This is a genomic window from Burkholderia sp. AU4i, assembly GCF_000466765.1.
In the GTDB taxonomy this organism is placed as follows: Bacteria; Pseudomonadota; Gammaproteobacteria; order Burkholderiales; family Burkholderiaceae; genus Burkholderia; species Burkholderia cepacia.
Window position 1 is genome coordinate 20,739 of record NZ_ASSI01000009.1, and the last position, 14,712, is coordinate 35,450.

Below are 14,712 nucleotides of genomic sequence, written 5' to 3' on the forward strand. Positions count from 1 at the left end.
AGCCTCTTTGTTCCGGTGGCAAATTAGATTGCGGAGGTTGTGATGGACCGGCTTCAGGCCATGCAGGTGTTTACTCGCGTCGTCGATACAAGCAGCTTCACCAAGGCAGCAGAAACGCTCAGCCTGCCGCGGGCGTCCGTCACGACGATCATCCAGAATCTCGAAGCATTCCTCGGTGTGCGGCTGATGCACCGGACCACGCGCCGGCTGTCGCTCACGCCGGACGGCGCCGCGTACTACGAACGATGCGTGCGGATCCTCGCGGACGTCGAGGAAACCGAGGCGAGCTTTCAGGCGAACAACCGGAAGCCGCACGGAAAGTTGCGTATCGACATGCCGGGCTCGATCGGGCGGCTGCTCGTGATTCCGTCGCTGTGCGAATTTCATACGCGCTACCCGGACATCGACCTGCAGCTCGGCCTGTCCGACCGGCCGGTCGACCTGCTGCAGGAAGGGGTCGATTGCGTGATCCGCGTTGGTGCATTGCAGGACTCGTCGCTCGTCGCGCGCCGGGTCGGCCTGTTCGAATGCGTGACGGTCGCGTCGCCCGACTATCTCGAGCGTCACGGCGAGCCGAAGACGATCGACGACCTGAGCCAGCACAAGGCCGTCAACTACTTCTCGAGCCGCACCGGCCGCACGATCGACTGGACGTTCCTGACCGACGGCCAGGAAGTCGAGATGAAGATGGAGGGCATCGTGTCGGTGAACGATGCCGATGCATACGTGACCTGCGGGATCGAAGGCTTCGGGCTGATCCAGCCGCCGCTCTTCATGGTGCTGCCGCATCTGCGCGAAGGCCGGCTCAAGGAAGTGCTGCCCGGCGTCAAGCCGCTGCCGATGCCGATCTCCGTCGTGTATCCGCACAGCCGCCATCTGTCGCCGAAAGTGCGCGTCTTCGTCGACTGGATCGCCGAGGTGTTCGACCGTTGCCCGCTGCTGAGCGGCAAGGGCAGCCTCGACGCGACGTGCAGCAAGCGTACGTTCGAGGAAGCCGAACGCGCGCCGGTGCTCGACACGCCGGTCATCAACGAGTGGGTCGCGTAAGTGGCTGAACTGCCCGGCTGACCTGATCGTCAGAACCACGTGACCGAACTACGCCGCTGAACCGCACGCGCGGGCTGCAAGGCCCGCGCGGCGTCCCGCCTCCGCGCCACGTCCCCGTACGGCGCGCCAGATCCTTCCCGAATCCGCAGCAAACCTTTGTGCAAGGCGACGCAATCGTGCGCCTGCGTCGTTGCGCGCCGCCGTCGCCCCCTTGCGAGGCCCGCTGCAAGCGGGTTCCAGCGATTTCCGCATAACCCTGCCGGGTGTACGGATGTCGATTGTTCCACTGACACGACAATTCAATTCGCATCTGCCGCATTTATCGCGACGGAACAGATACCTAGAGTAAACCCTGTCGCGCACCTCGTTGCGCACCGAACAGATCCCGCTTGATGGGACCGGAGTCAGCGCTCAGGCGCCAACTCCGAAAGACAGGAGTTAGCCATGAACCGCCGCCATCTTCTCTCCGCCCTGGCCCTCACGCTCGCCGTGTCCGCTCCGGCCTTCGCCGATTCGGGCACGCCGCACGCCGGCGACTACGGCAACACGTCGTGGTACTCGCAGCACAACGGCCCGCGCACGCGCGCCGAAGTGAGCGCGGAAGTCGAGCAGGCCCGCAAGGACGGCACGCTCGCGTACCTGCGCAAGGCGAATTCGTACCCGCAAGGGCTCGAACTCGCGCAAGGCCCGTATCGCTCGTTGCCGGAAAGCAACCAGCTCGCCGGCGGAGGCCGGTAAACGCGCAACGCCGCGCAGCGGGGTGCCCCGTGCGCGGCGTCGCGACACACCTATCGACGATTCGCTGAGTCAGTTAGTTGCAGGAGCACATGATGAACGACCAACTTCCTTCGCCGCTCGATCATTGGGACGACACCACGCCGGTGTGGACGCCTTTCCGTTCGGCCCCGCACTCGCATTGACCACCGACCGAGCCGTCGCCTGACGCTCAACGGCGCGGCACCCCGTCGCGCCACTCGCCCCAGTGCGTCACGATGTCCTGCACGAGCGGGTTGCCCGCGCGATACAGGTTTTCGGTCGCGGGGGCGAAGCCGCCCTGGTCCGCGTAGTTCAGCAGGTTGTCCGCACTCGTCTGCCCCGCATACGGCCGGTCGAAATCGGAGCCGGTACGCAGCACCGCGACGCGCGACAGGTCGACCCGCTTCACGCTCGCCGCGCGCTTGAGCGCTTCATACGTCGCGTTGTCTTCCTGTGCGGTCATGCAGTAGGTGCCCTTGCCGTCGGTCAGGATCTTCGTCCACTGGCGCGCGCGCTCGCCGATCAGCGTGCCCGAGAACCACGTGTTGCCCGATGACGTATCGCACTGGATCACCGTCGGCGGCCGGTTCGCCGGCGCATACGTGAACTTCGCGCGCGCGGCCTGCGCCTGTGCGCTGTCGGCGAGCACGACGTTGCGCGACAGCGCGACCGCGGCGTCGGTGAGCTGCGGGTTGAGCTGGAACACCTCGGTACGGTAGTCGAGCGGCGGCTTGTCGTTCGGGCTCTTCGTGTTGATGCCGAGAAAGCCGGTATTCCAGCCGGCCGGAATCTCGCGTGCATCGAGCTCCCACTGCAGACTGAAATCGACGAGGTACTTCGACCACGCGGCCGAGCCGACCGTGCCTTGCGCGGGGTCGACGCCCGCGATGCCGGAGATCAGGAAATACGTGCGGCGCAGATCGAAGCGCTGCGAGAATGTGAGCGCCATGATCGTCGCCGACGCGTTCGCATAACCCATGCCGGTCGTGACCACGCACACGTCCTGCTTGTTGCAGTGGACGTTCGGGTAGTCCGGCGACAGGCCGGGCACGGCGATGTCGCGCCACGGGCCGAGCCGGTCGAGCCAGGCCTGGCCCTCCGGCCCGAACATCGTGATGATCATGACCTTGACCGGGCGGCCCTGTGCACCGGTCTCGGCGAATGCATTGTTGCCCGCGTTGTTGCCCTGGTTGTCCTGCGCGATCGACGGCGCGGTTGCACAGGCTGCGAGCGAGAATGCAGCGGCGGAAAGAATGGAGCGAGTCAGCATCGGCGTTCCTTGTTTCGATGATGTTGGGTGAGAACGGCTCTCGTAGACTGCGCGACGGAGTATAGAACGGGCGTGCACGTTGCGGAACCCGACTACGAAACGACTCCCCGTGTTTCGTGCGACCGTGCGCGTGTTGCGCAATGCGACGTGCGTCGTCGGTTTCGCACCGTCGCCGTGCATGACAACCATCAGGAATGCTATCGGGTTGGCAGGAACGAATGCCTGCCGACATGCCGCTGCGTATCGCACCCGTCGACATCGATTTCGGCCGGCTCCCCGAACCGCTACACGCGCACGAGCCCCGCGATGCCGTAACCGAGCACGACCAGCGCGGCGACCAGATGGCTCGCCGCGAGGCTGCCGGCGAACACGCACGCGGCGCCAAGCAGCCAGTGGCGATGCGCACCGGCGGCAGCCGTCGCATAGCCATAGAACAGCAGGATGGTGAGCGGATTCGCGAGCGTGACGAAGAACATCGATGTGAACGGGCGCGTGCCCGGCGGCCGCGCATCGCCGTCGAGCGTGCGGCGCCGATCCCGCAGCGCCTGCCACAGCATCCGCGTGCCCATTGCGAGCAACACGAGCGCACCAACGACACGAAACAGCGACAGATGCGCCGCGAGCGTGCTCGCCAGCATCGCGCCGAGCGTGAACGCGACGACCGCGTAGCAGCCGTCGGCCGTCGCGACACCCACCGCCGCGCGCACGCCGCTGGCGGTGCCGGCGCGCATCCCGTAGTTCGCGATCATCAGCGCAACGGGCCCGACCGACAGCGCGATCATCAGCCCGAACAGGAAATCGTTCATCGGTCGTCGATGCCTTCGATGGAAGGCACCGATTCTAGCGAACGCAAAAATCTCCGCTGCGGCGATTCGGCGTCACGCGACATCGACGCGCGCAGGCCCGTCCACCATCTCGCCGATCACGCCCGCGCGGTCGAAGCCGTCGGCACGGAAGCATGCGAGCACGTCGTCGACGGCCTCGGGCGCGCACGCGACCAGCAGGCCGCCCGACGTCTGCGGGTCGGTCAGCAGCGCCTGCGCGACGGGCGGCAGCGTGTCGGCCAGTCGAACGTCCGCGCCGTACGCGGCCCAGTTGCGGCCCGACGCGCCGGTGAACACGCCGTCGGCCACGAACGCCTCGACGCCCGCGAGCCACGGCAGCGACGCGTAGTGCACGCGCGCGGTGAGGTGCGCGCCACGTGCGAGCTCGAGCGTGTGACCGAGCAGCCCGAAGCCCGTGACGTCGGTCAGCGCATGCACGCCCGGCAGCGCGGCGAGGTCGGCGCCCGGACGGTTCAGCTTGGTGGTCGTCGCGACCATCTGCGCGTAACCCGCGGCATCGAGCTGGTTCTTTTTCAGCGCGGCCGACAGCACGCCGACGCCGAGCGGCTTGCCGAGCACGAGCACGTCGCCCGCACGCGCGGCCGCGTTGCGCTTCACGCGCGACGGATGCACGACGCCGATCGCCGCGAGCCCGTAGATCGGCTCGACCGAATCGATCGAATGGCCGCCCGCCACCGGAATGCCGGCGTCCGCGCACACCGATTCGCCGCCGCGCAGCACGGCCGCGATCGTCTCGTGCGGCAGCACGTTGATCGGCATCCCGACCAGCGCGAGCGCGAGGATCGGCTTGCCGCCCATCGCATACACGTCGGACAGCGCGTTGGTCGCGGCGATGCGGCCGAAGTCGAACGGATCGTCGACGATCGGCATGAAGAAGTCGGTGGTCGCGACGATCGCCTGCTCGTCGTTGAGACGGTAGACGGCCGCGTCGTCGGACGTCTCGGTACCGACCAGCAGATCCGGGAACAGCGCGGGCGGCGTCGCGCGCTTCAGCAGCTCGGACAGCACGCCCGGCGCAATCTTGCAGCCGCAGCCGCCGCCGTGCGACAGGCTCGTGAGGCGCGGAACGGCAGGCTGGGCTTGGGTGGCTTCGGTCATCGTCGGCATCCGGTGAATAACAACACGACATTATCGACAATTCCGTGCGAGTGCGCCCGATACCCACATAATGGCGGCGCACTCCCCGCTCCCGCTGCCGCCCGCACCTTCGTCCATGGATCACCTCTTCATCGGCCTCGTGCTGTGCTCCGCGTTGCTGCACGCCATCTGGAATGCCTTCCTCCACGTCAGCGAAGACCGGCTCGTACAGCTCGGCACGATGTCGCTGCCCTATTTCGCGATCGGCATCGCCGGCGTCGTGCTGCTGCCCGCGCCGGCACCCGCCGCGTGGCCGTATATCGTCGCGTCGGCCGCGCTCGAGGTCGCGTACTGCTTCACGCTGGCGCGCGCCTATCGCAGCGGCGAGTTCGGGCAGATCTATCCGATCGCGCGCGGGATCTCGCCGCTGCTCGTGTCGGTGCTCGCGCTCGCCTTTCTCCACGAACAGCCGACCCCGTTCGGCTTCGCGGGCATCGCGCTCGTGTCGTTCGGCATCATGTCGCTCGCGCTGCGGCGCGGCTTCCGGTTCTCCGGTGAAGGCGTACCGTTTGCGCTGCTCACGGGCGTGTTCATCGCCGCGTATTCGATCTGCGACGGCATCGGCTCGCGCGTGTCCGGCAGTGCGCTCGGCTACATCGCGTGGGTGTACGTGCTGTGGAGCGTGCCGCAGTTCGTGCTGGTCTGCGCGGTACGTGGCGGCCCGCGCGCGGTACTCGCCTCGCGCACGGCGCTCACGCAGGGCGCGATCGCCGGCACGATCTCGCTCGCCGCATACGGGATCGTGATCCTCGCGTACCGGTACCTGCCGGTCGGGACGGTGTCGGCGCTGCGTGAAACGAGTTCGATCTTCGCGGTCGCGATCGGCTGGCTCGTGATGCGCGAGCGGCCCGGCGCGCAGCGGCTTGCCGCGTGCGCGCTGGTGGTCGTGGGCGCGGCGCTGATCCGCCTGTAGGCGGTGCGCGCGACACGCGTTCGTCTGCAGGTTGTGCGATCCGCCAGGCGTCAAACCGCGACCGCCACCCCGCCGAATGCCCGCTCGTCGATCGCCTCGGCGAGCGTCGCGAACGCCGTCGCGATCTCGTCCTCCGGCACGCACGCATAACCGAGCAGCAACCCCGACGCCGCGCGTTCGCGGTCCGCGTAATAACCCGACAACGGTCGCACGACGATATTGCGTTCGAGTGCGGCCTGCGCGACCGCACGATCGTCGACGCCTTCCGGCAACTGCGTGACCAGATGCAGCCCGGCATCGCTGCCGAGCGCGTGCAGCGTGTCGCCATAGCGTTGCGCGACCGCGTCGAGCAGCACCTCGCGGCGCTGCCCGTACAGCGTGCGCATCTTGCGGATATGCGACACGAAGTGCCCTTCCGCGATGAATTCGGCAAGCACCGCCTGCTGCAGCAACTGCCCTTCGCGGTACAACTCGGCGCTCGCGGTCGCGAAACTTTCCGCGAGCGGCTCGGGCGCGACCAGGTAGCCGACCCGCAGCCCCGGGAACAGCGTCTTGCCGAAACTGCCGACGTAGATCACCTGCCCGGCCGTGTCGAGCCCCTGCAGCGACGCAAGCGGACGGCTGCCGTAGCGGAATTCGCTGTCGTAGTCGTCCTCGATGATCCAGCAACCGTGCTGGCGTGCGTATTCGAGCAGCATCCGCCGCCGCGCGAGGCTCATCACCATCCCGAGCGGATACTGGTGCGACGGCGTGACGAGCATCAGCTTCGGCGGTTCGGCGAGATCGGCCGCCGACGGGGCGATGCCTTCCTCGTCGACCGGGATCGGCCGCGTCGTCAGCCCGGACACGTTCAGCACGCTGCGCACGCCCCAGTAGCACGGGTCCTCGGTCCAGATCGCGTCGCCCGGGTCGGTCAGCAGCCGTACCGCGAGGTCGATCGACTGGTGGATGCCGGTCGTAATCACGATCTGCTCGGGCGTGCAGCGCACCGAGCGCGACGTGCGCAGGTAATCGGCCAGCGCCTCGCGCAGCAGCGCGAGCCCGCCGCCCGGCGCGTAGGTCAGCAGGTCAGGGCGCAGCCGCCGCCAGTATTTGTTGTGCAGCCGCGTCCACACGCGCGCGGGAAAGCGCGACACATCGGGCACGCCCGGCATGAACGCGCCGCCCTGCCGTTTCGACACGCCGGCCCCTTCGACGAGCCGCGTGCCGCGCGCCGACAGCCGCCGCGCGGACGGCTGCACGAACGCCGGGTGGGTGGCGGCCGCGTCGGGCGGCGCGCCGACGATCTCGTCGGGCGCGCTGTCGGCCACGAACGTACCGCGGCCGGTCGCCGAGTTCACATAACCTTCGAGTGCAAGCTGTTCGTAAACTTGCGTGACCGTGTTGCGCGCGATCCCGAGTTCGGCCGCGAGGAGCCGCGACGACGGCACGCGCGTGCCGGCCGGCAGTTCACGCGACAGGATCGCCTGTTGCAGCAGCCGGTGAAGCTGCCGGTAGATCGGCTGTTCGCCGCCTCGCACGAGGCGCTGCGCCAGCCAGTCCGACAACACGCTCGCGCGCATGATTGGCTCCTGAATATTTATTGAAATGGCTCTGATTGCCAGAGCCAAATGTGATTATAGTCGCCTCCATGGGCTGTCGAAGCGCCCGATTTTCACCTCACCGGAAAGAACATCAAGGAGATGACCGTGAAGAATGCCGACCTGCAGGCCCGCAAGAACGCCGCCACCCCGCGCGGCGTCGGCGTGATGTGCGATTTCTACGCAGCCCGCGCCGAGAACGCGGAACTGTGGGATGTCGAAGGCCGCCGCTTCATCGATTTCGCCGCCGGCATCGCGGTGCTGAACACCGGCCACCGCCACCCGAAGATCGTCAAGGCGATCGCGGACCAGCTGAACAACTTCACGCACACCGCTTACCAGATCGTCCCGTACGCGTCGTACGTCGAGCTGGCCGAGAAGATCAACGCACGCGCGCCGGGCGATTTCCCGAAGAAGACCGCGTTCTTCACGACCGGCGCGGAAGCCGTCGAGAACGCGATCAAGATCGCACGCGCGGCCACCGGCCGTCCGGGCGTCATCGCCTTCTCGGGCGGTTTCCACGGCCGCACGATGATGGGCATGGCGCTGACCGGCAAGGTCGCCCCGTACAAGCTGAACTTCGGCCCGTTCCCGGGCGACGTGTTCCACGCGCCGTACCCGAACGCCGTGCACGGCGTGACGACGGCCGACTCGATCAAGGCGATCGAGATGCTGTTCAAGGCCGACATCGATCCGAAGCGCGTCGCCGCGATCATCTTCGAACCGGTCCAGGGCGAAGGCGGCTTCAACCCGGCGCCGGCCGAATTCGTGCGCGCGCTGCGCAAGATCTGTAACGAACACGGCATCCTGCTGATCGCCGACGAAGTGCAGACGGGCTTCGCGCGTACCGGCAAGCTGTTCGCGATGCAGCACTACGACGTGCTGGCCGACCTGATCACGATGGCGAAGAGCCTCGCGGGCGGCATGCCGCTGTCGGGCGTCGTCGGCCGCGCCGACCTGATGGACGCGGCAGCACCCGGCGGCCTCGGCGGCACGTATGCGGGCAACCCGCTGGCCGTCGCATCGGCGCATGCCGTGCTCGAGATCATCGACGAAGAGAAGCTGTGCGAGCGTGCCACGCAACTCGGCGACGTGCTGAAGGCGAAGCTGAACGCGCTGCAGGCCGACGTGCCGCAGATCGCCGACGTGCGCGGCCCGGGCGCGATGATCGCGGTCGAGTTCCTGAAGCCGGGTTCGGGCGAGCCGGATGCGGAATTCACGAAGCGCGTGCAGGCACGTGCGCTCGAGCGCGGCCTGCTGCTGCTCGTGTGCGGCGTGTACTCGAACGTCGTGCGCTTCCTGTTCCCGCTGACGATCCCGCAGGCCGTGTTCGACGAAGCGCTCGTGATCCTCGAGGAAGTGCTGAAGGAAACGGTCGGCGTGCCGGCCTGAGTTCCTGCCTTCTGAATGCGCCGCCGCCGTCGTCAAGACGGCGGCGGCCTTTTTATCCGTCATCTTCAAAGCAGGCGATTCATATGAGCACTGTTCAGGAAACCCTGGCACTGAAAGATCCGTCGCTGTTCCGCCAGCAGGCGTACGTCAACGGCGAATGGCAAGGCGCGACGAACGGCGAGACGTTCGAAGTCCGCAACCCGGCGACGGGCGGCCTGCTCGGCACGGTGCCGGCGATGGGCACGGCCGAGACGCGTCACGCGATCGAAGCCGCGAACGCCGCATGGCCGGCGTGGCGCAAAAAGACCGCGAAGGAACGCGCGGTCGTCCTGCGCAAGTGGCACGACCTGATGATGGAAAACGCCGACGACCTCGCGCTGATCCTGACGACCGAGCAGGGCAAGTCGCTGGCCGAAGCGAAGGGCGAGATCGGCTATGCCGCATCGTTCCTCGAATGGTTCGCGGAAGAAGGCAAGCGCGTGTATGGCGACACGATCCCGACGCCGGCGAGCGACAAGCGCATCGTCGTGACGAAGGAAGCGATCGGCGTGTGCGCGGCGATCACGCCGTGGAACTTCCCGGCGGCGATGATCACGCGCAAGGTCGGCCCGGCGCTCGCCGCGGGCTGTCCGATCGTCGTGAAGCCGGCCGAGGCGACGCCGTTCTCCGCGCTCGCGATGGCCGTGCTGGCCGAGCGTGCGGGTGTGCCGGCCGGCGTGTTCAGCGTCGTCACGGGCGACCCGAAGGCGATCGGCGGCGAGCTGACGTCGAACCCGATCGTGCGCAAGCTGTCGTTCACCGGCTCGACGCCGGTCGGCCGCCTGCTGATGTCGCAATGCGCGGCGACGGTCAAGAAGGTGTCGCTGGAGCTTGGCGGCAACGCGCCGTTCATCGTGTTCGACGACGCCGATCTCGACGCGGCCGTGCAGGGCGCGATCGCATCGAAGTACCGCAACAGCGGCCAGACCTGCGTGTGCACGAACCGCTTCTACGTGCATGAAGCCGTGTACGACCAGTTCGCGCAGAAGCTCGCGGCTGCCGTCGGCCAGTTGAAGGTGGGCCGCGGCACCGAGCCGGGCGTCACGCAAGGCCCGCTGATCAACGAAGCAGCGGTGCTGAAGGTCGAGGCGCACATCGAGGACGCGCTCGCAAAGGGCGCGACCGTCGTGACGGGCGGCAAGCGCCACGCGCTGGGCCACGGCTTCTTCGAGCCGACCGTGCTGACGGGCGTCACGCCGGCGATGAAGGTCGCGAAGGAAGAGACGTTCGGGCCGCTCGCGCCGCTGTTCAAGTTCGGCAGCGACGACGAAGTGATCCGCCTCGCGAACGACACCGAGTTCGGCCTCGCCGCTTACTTCTACAGCCGCGACATCGGCCGCGTGTGGAAGGTCGCCGAAGCGCTCGAATACGGGATGGTCGGCGTGAACACCGGCCTGATCTCGAACGAAGTCGCACCGTTCGGTGGCGTGAAGCAATCGGGCCTCGGCCGCGAAGGCTCGCACTACGGCATCGACGACTACGTCGTGATCAAGTACCTCTGCCTCGCCGTCTGACGGTTCAGGGCCTGGCACCGCTTCGGTGACAGGCCCTCCTGACCGCCCGGCCGGAACCGGGCGGTCCGACGCGGGCCGGCGTCCCTCTCCGTCGTGCCCGCGTCGCCTCGATACGCATGAGATCGCCACGCTCTGCGTACCCTGTTTCGATCGCTGTATCCGCCGATACGTCATATCGCGCGCGAATCTCGGTCAAGTCTCGTTTCCCATTTCAGTGCAAGCCGCTGGGTAGAGCGTTCCGCCTCGATGCGGGGTGCACGCGCTTGAACACTTCCCCTGACAACCCGGTGTGCGCAGAGTCAGCACACGCAGTCGCCGCTACAGCTGGTGACGCCGTGACACATGTTCACAGTCGCCGGCGTGAAGTACGAGTGGGTGGTTTCCCGGTCGCGCTCTGCTCGCCCCCTTCGCCTCAGCCTCGACGATCGCTTCACATCATCAACTTCCATTGGACTCCAAAATAAAAATCGTACTCGTTCTATAGACGAGGAAAATCTTACCGGCCACTGTCTGTAGCTCATCCATACACAAGGCATCCGAGTCCATGAAAGAAGAGCATGCCGCCTGCCCTTACTTTCTTCGCTCGTTGATCCGTCTTTACGCGACGGTGCAGCGGCTACACACGCCGCCGATCGTCGCAGTTGAAGATGTCACGATCGATCAATACGCGATTCATGGCCCGGAGTCAGTCGATTGGGTTTTTGCGAACCTGGATTGAGGAGATGACCATGAGCCGACGAGCAATCAGGAACGGTGACGCTACGACGACAGGCGGAATCGTCATCGCTGGCACAGCAAGCATATTCGTGGACGACAAGCACATTGCGTTAGACGGCGACAAAGCGACGTGTGGAAATTGCGAGGGAAGGTTCCCGATAGCGGGAAGCGCGGTATCCGTCGTCGGTGACGGACGTGCCGTAGCCGTCGAGGGCGACGCGGTACTTTGTCCATGCGGTCAAAACTTTTTAGTCGCGAGCAACAACTGCATGTTTTTCATTGGCAGCAGCAGCGGCCATCGCTCGGCGCCCCCGTTCACCGGATATTCGGCATTCGCACCCACGCGCTACGCGCCGGCATCGGACATTTACAGCGATCAATTTGTGATCCGCGACGTGAGGACGAAGCAACCGTTAAGCAACGTACGCTATTGGATCAAGGATCGATCCGGAAACGTGCATGCATCCGGCGTGAGTGATCGGCACGGCTGTACCGTGCGCGTACGAACCGAACATGCGGAAGCATTGAAGCTTGTAATCGAGGACTGATACGATGGGAAACCAAACTACCGTCGCCGAGACAACAACAAACACCACCGCAGGATCGCAGACATTTGCCGATGTTGACTTGCGACCGATCTGCGAAAACATGACCAACTCGGAATTCCGCAAGGTTTTTTCCGTAGCGCAAGGACGAGCGATTGACCGGTTGACGATCCGCATTGCTGATTTACAAAAGTGGTCGAAGGTCGATAAGGGCCGGGTATTCAAATGGTTCGGTCGAAACGACGAGCGCACGCGTATGCACCTACTCACCGGCCTGACGAAAGTGCTTGCCGTGGTTCGAGCATTCAACGAGAACAATGTGGTTCGAAGCGGCAGCGCTGGCGATCTTGCGACGGGTTGCACGCCTCACCCACGAGGAACGACAAACTAGGCCACCCACGTATGCGCGCCGGACACGGCAACCCACACGATCGCCATCAGTGGGCGATTCTGCACGATGCGCCCGTGGACAGCGAACGCTGATTCACACGTGTCAACTATCATTCACGAAGCCACCCATTTCCAAGACACCATGTCGTCGACCGATGACCAATACACGATTACGCCCTTGCTCCCCGGTTGGGGACGGTCAAACCCAGACTTGGCAATCAACAATGCCGACAGCATCGCGGGGTACGTTGTTGACATTGAATAAGGTCGTCACTGCCGCCGCGCTCGTGTTGAGCTGCGCACATACGGCGTTCGCATGCGATGGTCCGTCGAACATGCCCGGTTGGGATTTTGATGTTGGATTCGACAACAATTCAAGCGACCTATCTACCTCCGAACTGGCGAAGCTCTCCGTATGGTCGAACAACATGCGCAATCGCTTCCCCATTGTCGATGTGGTGTCGGTTGTCGGATTGGCCGAACCGACGGAACGAAGCGCGCAAGAGCTTGCGCACCGACGCGCAGCGAACGTCAAAAGCGCGCTAGATCAATTCTTGATTCGGGGCGAACGAAATTCGATGATCGCGCGAATCTACAAACTGCCGTTTCCCCGGAGCGAGTTTGACGACAACGGGCGGCGCGTCGAGATCACATTCGGCCCGGGGTGCCCCAACCACTGTTGCCCGAACCTGAATCCCATACCCAGGGCGCAATGACATAGCAGGACACGCCCAAACCGGCCCGCACAACGCGGGCCGGCTTCCTCCTGCTTCACGCGCCCCCACCATCACCGAAACACGTTCACCGCCTCCACCAGCCGCGTCGCCTGCTGCTTCAGGCTCTCCGATGCCGCCGTGCTCTGCTCGACCAGTGCCGCGTTCTGCTGCGTGATGTTGTCCAGGTGCACCACCGCCTGGTCGACCTGCGCAACCCCCGTGCTCTGCTCGGCCGTCGACGAGCTGATCTCCGCGATCAGATCCGACACGCGCTTCACCTGCGTGACGATGTCCTCCATCGTCTTGCCCGCGCCGTCGACGATCCGCGCGCCCGATTCGACGCGCTCGACGCTCGCGCCGATCAGCGTCTTGATCTCCTTCGCCGCGTTCGCGCTGCGCTGCGCGAGCGCCCGCACCTCGCCCGCCACCACCGCGAAACCGCGCCCCTGATCGCCGGCGCGCGCCGCTTCAACGGCCGCATTCAGCGCCAGGATGTTGGTCTGGAACGCGATGCCGTCGATCACGCCGATGATGTCCGAGATCTTTCGCGAGCTGGCGGTGATGTCGTTCATCGTCGCGACGACCTCGCTCACCGCCTGGCCGCCGCGCCCGGCCGCTTCGCTCGCCGACACCGACAACTGGTTCGCCTGCAGCGCCGTCTCCGCATTGCTCGACACGGTCGCCGTCATCTCGGCCATCGATGCGGCCGTCTGCTGCACGCTCGTCGAAGCCTGCTCGGTACGCGCGCTCAGGTCGTTGTTGCCCTGCGCGATCTCGTTGCTCGCGCGCTGCACGTTCAGCACCTGTTCGCTGACATCGTCGACGAGCCAGCGGAACATCAGCCCGAGCTGGTTGATCGTGCGCAGCGTCATGCCGATCTCGTCGACACGATTCATCCGCACGCCGCTGCGGCTCTCGCCGGTCGCGACGCGCAACGCCTCGTCGCGCAACTGCACGAGCGGGCGCGCAATCTGCGCATCGAGCCACAGCCCCGCGGCCACCGCGGCGCCGGCCGTCACCGCCGCGAACGCGGCGAGCCCGCCACCGGCCAGCCCGCACGCCCATGCGCCAGCCACCACGACCGGCGCAAACCCGCACAGCGCCGCATGGAGCCGCGCGCGCACCGACATCGTCTGGAACAGCGACGTGAAACCGGCCACGCCCTTGCGGACGATCAACCCCTTGTGAAAATGCCGGTTGCCGGCCCGCCCTTCGCGGAAGTCCTTGTAGAGCGCCTCCGCGGCCGCGATCTCGTCGCGCGTCGCCTTCGTGCGCACCGACATGTAGCCCTTCGGCTCGCCGTTGCGCATCACGGGTATCGCGTTCGCACGCACCCAGTAGTGGTCGCCGTTCTTGCGGCGGTTCTTCACGAGCGCGGTCCACGGCTCGCCGCCCTTGAGCGTCGCCCACATGTCGGCGAACGCCTCCTTCGGCATGTCCGGATGCCGCACGACGTTGTGCGGCTGGCCCTCGATCTCTTCGGGAGAAAATCCGCTGACCTGGATGAATGCCGCGTTCGCGTAGGTAATGTAGCTGTTCGCGTCGGTGGTCGACATCAACGTCGCGTCGTCGGGAAAATCGAATTCGCGTTGCGTGACGGGCTGGTTGTTGCGCATGGTGTGGAGCTCCGGGTAACGGATCTTGCGTCCGCTTGTCGATTGATTCGCGACCCTGCACATTGCGGTCAATCCGCATGCGCATTGGTCATGCTCCTGCACTTTCGGCAACTTCTACGAAAACATTATGCCTTGCCCGGGTAAATATGCATTAAAAATGCATCACCTTGTCTTTACCGAACAATTCGTTTACTGATGAAACTAAACACCATGACAGGCAACGGTTTTCCGGATA

Annotated in this window: 15 protein-coding genes; 10 read left to right on the plus strand and 5 right to left on the minus strand. The window is 65.6% G+C overall.

Annotated elements, in window-relative coordinates; genetic code table 11:
* The first annotated feature begins 42 nt into the window (after positions 1-42).
* Positions 43-1,047 (plus strand): putative multidrug efflux transcriptional regulator CeoR, encoded by a 1,005-nt coding sequence (ceoR, locus tag L810_RS00690; RefSeq protein WP_021156406.1) that lies wholly within the window; start codon positions 43-45, stop codon positions 1,045-1,047.
* Positions 1,048-1,491: 444 nt separating this feature from the next.
* Entirely contained in the window at positions 1,492-1,785 is a 294-nt protein-coding gene (locus L810_RS00695; protein ID WP_042972716.1) for a DUF4148 domain-containing protein, read from the plus strand.
* 208 nt (positions 1,786-1,993) lie between these two features.
* Here the strand turns inward: L810_RS00695 and L810_RS00700 are convergent, their stop codons facing one another.
* From L810_RS00700 to selD, 3 genes are all read right to left on the minus strand, one after another.
* The gene (locus L810_RS00700) at positions 1,994-3,073 is read right to left on the minus strand and encodes a purine-nucleoside phosphorylase (protein WP_021156407.1); all 1,080 of its coding nucleotides are present in this window, start codon (positions 3,071-3,073) and stop codon (positions 1,994-1,996) included.
* Between the two features lie 284 nt (positions 3,074-3,357).
* Positions 3,358-3,879, minus strand: coding sequence for a LysE family translocator (locus L810_RS00705; protein WP_021156408.1), 522 nt, complete (start codon positions 3,877-3,879; stop codon positions 3,358-3,360).
* A 72-nt stretch (positions 3,880-3,951) separates the two neighbouring features.
* The gene (gene selD, locus L810_RS00710) at positions 3,952-5,016 is read right to left on the minus strand and encodes a selenide, water dikinase SelD (RefSeq protein WP_021156409.1); all 1,065 of its coding nucleotides are present in this window, start codon (positions 5,014-5,016) and stop codon (positions 3,952-3,954) included.
* A gap of 115 nt (positions 5,017-5,131) precedes the next feature.
* Between selD and L810_RS00715 the strand changes: the two genes are divergently transcribed.
* A complete protein-coding gene (locus tag L810_RS00715) occupies positions 5,132-5,968 on the plus strand; it encodes a DMT family transporter (protein ID WP_021156410.1) in 837 nt (278 codons plus the stop codon).
* Positions 5,969-6,018: 50 nt separating this feature from the next.
* On the opposite strand, the gene pdxR is transcribed toward L810_RS00715, so the two are convergent.
* Positions 6,019-7,530 carry a MocR-like pyridoxine biosynthesis transcription factor PdxR gene (gene pdxR / locus L810_RS00720; protein ID WP_021156411.1) on the minus strand — a complete coding sequence of 504 codons (1,512 nt, stop codon included), beginning with the start codon at positions 7,528-7,530 and terminating at the stop codon, positions 6,019-6,021.
* A 126-nt stretch (positions 7,531-7,656) separates the two neighbouring features.
* Between pdxR and L810_RS00725 the strand changes: the two genes are divergently transcribed.
* The 7 genes from L810_RS00725 (at position 7,657) to L810_RS44475 (ending at position 12,861) form a co-directional block, all read left to right on the plus strand.
* Positions 7,657-8,940 (plus strand): 4-aminobutyrate--2-oxoglutarate transaminase, encoded by a 1,284-nt coding sequence (locus L810_RS00725; RefSeq protein WP_021156412.1) that lies wholly within the window; start codon positions 7,657-7,659, stop codon positions 8,938-8,940.
* A gap of 83 nt (positions 8,941-9,023) precedes the next feature.
* Positions 9,024-10,493 carry an NADP-dependent succinate-semialdehyde dehydrogenase gene (gene gabD, locus L810_RS00730; RefSeq protein ID WP_021156413.1) on the plus strand — a complete coding sequence of 490 codons (1,470 nt, stop codon included), beginning with the start codon at positions 9,024-9,026 and terminating at the stop codon, positions 10,491-10,493.
* A gap of 544 nt (positions 10,494-11,037) precedes the next feature.
* Positions 11,038-11,211, plus strand: coding sequence for a hypothetical protein (locus tag L810_RS46790; protein WP_021156414.1), 174 nt, complete (start codon positions 11,038-11,040; stop codon positions 11,209-11,211).
* A gap of 10 nt (positions 11,212-11,221) precedes the next feature.
* The gene (locus tag L810_RS00735; RefSeq protein ID WP_042972731.1) at positions 11,222-11,758 is read left to right on the plus strand and encodes a PAAR domain-containing protein; all 537 of its coding nucleotides are present in this window, start codon (positions 11,222-11,224) and stop codon (positions 11,756-11,758) included.
* A 4-nt stretch (positions 11,759-11,762) separates the two neighbouring features.
* Positions 11,763-12,146: a hypothetical protein gene (locus L810_RS48855; RefSeq protein WP_257008760.1), complete on the plus strand. Its 384-nt coding sequence runs from the start codon at positions 11,763-11,765 to the stop codon at positions 12,144-12,146.
* A 66-nt stretch (positions 12,147-12,212) separates the two neighbouring features.
* The gene (locus L810_RS49695; protein WP_373453087.1) at positions 12,213-12,410 is read left to right on the plus strand and encodes a M35 family metallo-endopeptidase; all 198 of its coding nucleotides are present in this window, start codon (positions 12,213-12,215) and stop codon (positions 12,408-12,410) included.
* Complete coding sequence (locus L810_RS44475; protein ID WP_257008761.1) at positions 12,370-12,861, plus strand: hypothetical protein; 492 nt, start codon at positions 12,370-12,372, stop codon at positions 12,859-12,861. Before L810_RS49695 ends, L810_RS44475 begins: the two co-directional genes overlap by 41 nt.
* Before the next feature lie 71 nt (positions 12,862-12,932).
* Here L810_RS44475 and L810_RS00740 read toward each other — a convergent pair whose 3' ends face one another.
* A complete protein-coding gene (locus L810_RS00740; RefSeq protein WP_021156417.1) occupies positions 12,933-14,477 on the minus strand; it encodes a methyl-accepting chemotaxis protein in 1,545 nt (514 codons plus the stop codon).
* Positions 14,478-14,712: the final 235 nt, after the last annotated feature.